The organism is Dapis hubbardiae BLCC-M172, assembly GCF_050016015.1.
Taxonomy (GTDB): Bacteria; Cyanobacteriota; Cyanobacteriia; order Cyanobacteriales; family Microcoleaceae; genus Trichodesmium.
In genome coordinates this window covers 1-4595 of the sequence record NZ_JBNHEQ010000096.1, presented here as the reverse complement: position 1 = coordinate 4595, position 4595 = coordinate 1, and the positions used below count along the sequence as shown (strand labels likewise).

Sequence of the window (4595 nt, the reverse complement as noted above, 5' to 3'; positions counted from 1 at the left end):
GGATTGACAAATAAGGAAAATATTTATTTCTCTTGGTCGATTAGATATGGCGTTTCGCTGCGCGACATATATAGCGTTAGTTAGCGCAGTTCCTCTGGAAGAGGCAGCTCCTCTGCAAGAGGCAGCGGCTCTGCAAGAGCGGGAAACCGTTCCCTCCGGGACGCTTTCCTACGGAATGCTCCGCAAACGCGCGTTTGCGGAGCTTTGCGTTAGCAAACGCCATCTCATCCTGACGGACTGCTCCGCAAACGACCGCTTTTTCCCCTTGAAAGGGGAGGCTTCAAGGCGTGAATTATCTAATTATTTAATTATTTAATTGTTTAATTATTAATTATTTCGGTAATTCTAGGATGGGTTTTGCTAATTGTGTTATAATTAATAACTTTAGGTTGCAAAATGACTGGAAGGCAATCATCAGCCTTTTGACGGAACGCGCAAAAAACACATTTTTATCAGCAGATTTATCAGATCATGTCTGAAAAAAAGCTCTTAATTACCAACAATATGCCTCTAGATAAACTACAACAACTAGCAACTAAGTCTGTTGATTTACTAGAGACAATTCTTGATAACTCAAGCATCCCATTACCAGAAAGAGCAGAAATAGCTTTGCGAATATTAGATATAGCTCAATCTGCTGAAGGAAATATTCAAAATCCAATAACTTCAGCTAATAGTAATATTGTTGCACCTCCTACCTCCAAAATACCAAAGTTTATCCCTAACTATTCTCAGTCAACCTCAAATCAAAATCAATCCAAAATTTTACCTGTCAACTACCTACAAATCGATAATTTCTTGGAACCTCAACAACTAGAAACAGCACTCACAGTTGCCATCCAAAATAAAAATAATTTTACCGACTCTTCAGTTCACAACAAAAGCAGCAATAAAGTAAAGAAATTTCGACAATCTTCAGTTCTTCACCATAAATTTTATCCCGAAATTGCTACATCTGTACAAAACAAAGTCTTAAATATTCTCCCTTCAGTTTTGGAAAAACTAAACCATGCAAATTTCTCCACATCTAATATTGTTATTCAACTAACAGCACACAATGATGGTTGTTTCTACACAATTCATAGTGATGCCAATACAGAAATGACTGCTACTAGAGAAATGACTTATGTTTACTACTTCTATCAAGAACCAAAATCATTCTCTGGAGGAGAATTAGTAATTTATGAAACTAAGGTAGAGGGAAATAATCTTTCCAAACACAATGATTTTAAAGTAATTGAACCTCGTAATAATAGTATTATCTTTTTCCCTAGTCGTTACTTACATGAAGTCTTACCCGTTAGTTGTCCGACTAAAGCGTTTGAAAATAGTCGCTTTACATTTAATGGTTGGATTCGCCGTGAAGATGGTTCAATAATTGATAATTGATAATTGATAATTGATAATTACCTCTCCCTAAAAGGAAGAGGATTGAATAAAAGGAAATTTTTTTTGTTTCTCCACAGTCAGTGAGAGGCTTTATACCTTTATTTTTCGGTAATGGGGCAACGGACTTTTCTCCTATACCTTCCATACCTGAACTCTAAAGTAACAGAAACCGAATTACAAATCAGGCAAATGAAAAAGTTTTTGTTTGTAGTTTTGCTCTAGCCCGAACTTATAGATATTGCTCAAGCCTAACTACGAACTTTAATTATAACTACTCAAGCGGACATAATATCAGTCCAGTTAAATGTTAAAAAAATTGTAGGGGCGGGTTTCTCGATTAAATTAATGAGTTTTCACATTTAATTAGATAAACCCGCCCATAATAATGTAACGAACCATTTTAGATGTGTCGGTTCACTACCTACTGGATTGTTTCAATTAAAAGAGTTCATTAGGAAGTAGGGGAGTAGGGGAGTAGGGGAGTAGGGGAGTAGGGGAGTAGGGGAGAAAGATTGTTGTTGGGTTTTTCCGTTGGAAATGCTCCGCAAACGGTTCCATGCTGCGCAATGCTAACGCAAACAACCCAACCTACATCTATTGCAACATTTAAGATGAAACAATCCACTACTAAAAAAAAATATTTCTATATTTGACTTTCAAGTAATTTCAAACATAATAATACATCAAAAATTAGCCAAAAACTTAGGAATGGAAATTTTACCAAAAGACAAGCTACAACATCTAGTTGATAAGTCTGTTGAAATCCTCGAAATGGTTTTGAATAACCAAAATATTTCTGAGCAAGAGCGAGCAAAAATTGCTGCTAGAATTCTGGAAATTGAGAATCAACGAAGTAACAAAAACTCATCCCAGTCTGACCATAAATCATTCAATCAACAAAATAAATCTCAAATTTCCGATGATTGGAAACAATGGATGACCGAAAGTAAATTGCGCAACTACCCTGATATTTCCATTATTCAAGAAATGGTTAAAAGAGGAATAAATGAGCAAATTGCTGTAGCAGAATTAAGTCATTTAACTGCTAATCCCTATTTTAAAGCAAGCAATAACATGATGCAGTTGTTCAGAAAACTGGAGTCGATGTTAGAAGTCCGTCATCAAATTTCTCAACTGTCTCCAAACTCTAGCTATATAGAACGCAGAAGTCGTATTTCCAAAGAAGAATTTTTAGCAAAATACTACGCCACAAATACCCCAGTTGTAATTACAAATATGATGACTAAATGGCAAGCTCTGTCTTTGTGGACTCCAGAATATTTTAAAACTAATTATGGCGATGCTGATGTAGAGATTCAACATAATCGTAACTCAGATGCACAATATGAAATTAATAAAGCTCGACACAAAAGAGAATTAAAGTTAAGTGAATATGTCGATATGGTTGTCAATGGCGGTGATACTAATGATTATTATATGGTTGCTAGTAATCGTAATTTTCAACGAGACAAAATTAAAAATCTCCTGGATGATATAAATTTTTATCCTGATTTTTTAGATAGCTCAAATACTAAAGGTCAAATCAAATTATGGTTTGGTCCAGGTGGTACAATTACACCAGTACATCACGACCAAACTAACCTAATAAGCGCTCAAGTCTATGGCAGAAAACTTTGGCGAATTATCTCTCCAGATCAAACCCCATTTCTCTACAATTATCAAACTGTTTTTAGTAAAGTAGACTTAGAAAATCCAGATTACTATAGATATCCTTTGTTTAAAAAGGTGAAAATTATCGAGGTAATTCTTGAACCTGGAGAAATGATTTTTATTCCTATCGGTTGGTGGCATCAAGTTAAGTCACTTAATGTTAGTATTTCTCTTTCTTTAATGAACTTTATTTTTCCCAATTACTATAAGTATTAAAATCCTAGTATTCAGTAAGCATTTAGTAGGTAATACTTTACGGGGTGACAAGTTAGTTGAAAGCTATATATAGAAAAGGAAAAGTTCGTAGTAGGGCTTTAGCCCTAAGTTATGGATCGGGCTGAAGCCCTACTACAAACAAAAACAGGACTTACGCATAGACTATACATATAGTTTTTAAAACTATTGCGCAATAGTTTTAGATTCTACATTTAGTATATCTGCATAAGTCCTGAAAAACTTTTTTACCACTAATTATCTGGACATAATATAACTGGAATTTAGCCTAAATAAATATTGAATAGAAGGCAAAAATCCAATATACACAGTGTCAAAACTAAAACAGGATAATATTTACTTTATTCTCCTAAATTTCATCAACTCTTTACCAAAAGGGTATTTTATATAAAGTTTTGATGAAGATTATTGCCTTCTTAAAAATACAGGTTTACAGCAGGTTTTACTAATAGCTATATTGTTAATTGTAAATAAGCAATTTATCTTACAGGATGACTCCAATGATGAACAAAACTTTTGCAACTGTATTACGTTCTGCGAGAAAAGTTATATTTGATTCTTCGTTTTTATCAGTAACTGGTGTTGCTATAGCATCAACAGTTTTATTGCCTACTTCGGCTGAAGCCTTTACTTTTAACTTTGGAGCCGACAGTACATCTTCCAATTCTCCTGCTACTGGAGCTTCAGCTTCTGTAGATTTTGGCTTCATCCAGCAAGGCTCTGATGTTAAGATTGAATTGGGTATTACAAACACTACAGGTAGTAGTATTTTTGGTGATGGAGCCACTGCTTCTAAGTTGACAGGCATTGGTTTTGATCTCTTGGATGGTTTAAGCTTTGCTGGTTCCTTCAACTCTGATGGTTTTCTTGATACATTTATAGAAAACGCTGCTTTTAACCCCTTTGATACTTTGGATGTTGGTATTGCTGATAACAATAATTTCTTGGGTGGTAATGCTAATGGCGCTCTTGCTCAAAGTCAATCTACTAATGTTAGCTTCTTGGTAAGTGGCGCTAATCTTGTGGCTGCAACTTTAGAAAATGATTTCTTTACAGCTTTCACGAATCAAACCTTAGATATCGGTGCTCGTTTCCAACAGGTTAACGCAGGTGCAGGAAGTGACAAATTATTAGGTGGCACAACTGGTGGTGGCACAACTGGTGGCGGCACAACTGGTGGTGGCACAACTGGTGGTGGCACAACTGGCGGTGGCACAACTGGTGGTGGCACAACTGGCGGTGGCACAACTGGTGGTGGCACAACTGGTGGTGGCACAACTGGTGGTGGCACAACTGGTGGT

At 35.9% G+C, this 4595-nt stretch carries 3 protein-coding genes; all 3 read left to right on the top strand.

What is annotated here, in order from left to right:
* The first annotated feature begins 471 nt into the window (after positions 1-471).
* Complete coding sequence (locus tag ACP6PK_RS09320; RefSeq protein WP_426559374.1) at positions 472-1389, top strand: 2OG-Fe(II) oxygenase; 918 nt, start codon at positions 472-474, stop codon at positions 1387-1389.
* 708 nt (positions 1390-2097) lie between these two features.
* The gene (locus ACP6PK_RS09315) at positions 2098-3276 is read left to right on the top strand and encodes a cupin-like domain-containing protein (RefSeq protein WP_426559373.1); all 1179 of its coding nucleotides are present in this window, start codon (positions 2098-2100) and stop codon (positions 3274-3276) included.
* Between the two features lie 518 nt (positions 3277-3794).
* On the top strand, positions 3795-4595 hold an 801-nt coding region (locus ACP6PK_RS09310; RefSeq protein ID WP_426559372.1), incomplete at its 3' end, for a hypothetical protein.